This window comes from Streptomyces sp. NTD91, from assembly GCF_059510455.1.
Window position 1 is genome coordinate 1 of sequence record NZ_JCAJZW010000153.1, and the last position, 682, is coordinate 682.

General features: G+C 68.2%; 1 protein-coding gene. It reads left to right on the forward strand.

The annotated features are described in order from the left end of the window. Positions 1–341: 341 nt before the first annotated feature. The coding region (locus AC5WRT_RS39005; protein ID WP_496101109.1) for a rodlin at positions 342–682 on the forward strand (341 nt) is incomplete at its 3' end.

A 682-nucleotide genomic window follows, 5' to 3' on the forward strand; every position in this document is an offset into this window, starting at 1 on the left:
GGTGCCCGTGTCGCCACCGATGGCCAGCGCCGGGGACGCGGCTGCGGCCGTACCGACGAGGGCGACTGCCACCGCCGTCGTGGCCATTGCCTTGTTCAGCATGTGTTTCCTTTCCTGACGAGCCGCACGTTCCCCCGCATCAACGGCGGATTCAGGGGCCGGTTTCGGACATTCACCCGGTCGGACCATTCCTATTCGATCGGCCGGGAACTGCGCCGCGGCACGCTCCGGCCAACCATTCCGACATGGGCCATCGGAGTGAATCCCTGCAACCAAGCGCGCTCCCGGCAGTTGACCAGGGCGCTCCGGTGGACGGGGCTTCTTCAGAAAGGGAACAGCACGTGATCAAGAAGGTTCTGGCCACCGCTGCGGTCGCCGCTTCCGTTGTCGGCGCCTCCGCTGCCGTCGCGCCCCAGGCTCTGGCCATCGGCAACGACACCGGCACCGCCTCCTCCAGCGGCAACAACGCTTCGCAGGCGTTCGGCAACTCCGCCACGTACGGCACCATGAGCCCGCAGATGGCGCTCATCCAGGGCTCCTTCAACAAGCCCTGCGTCGGCCTGCCCGCCAAGGCCAACCTGGCCTCGCTCGTCGGCGTCGTGCCGGTCGGGGTCCAGGACATCCCCGTCCTGTCCGCCCCGCAGACCCAGCAGTGCGTCGAGAACTCCACCCAGGCCAAGGG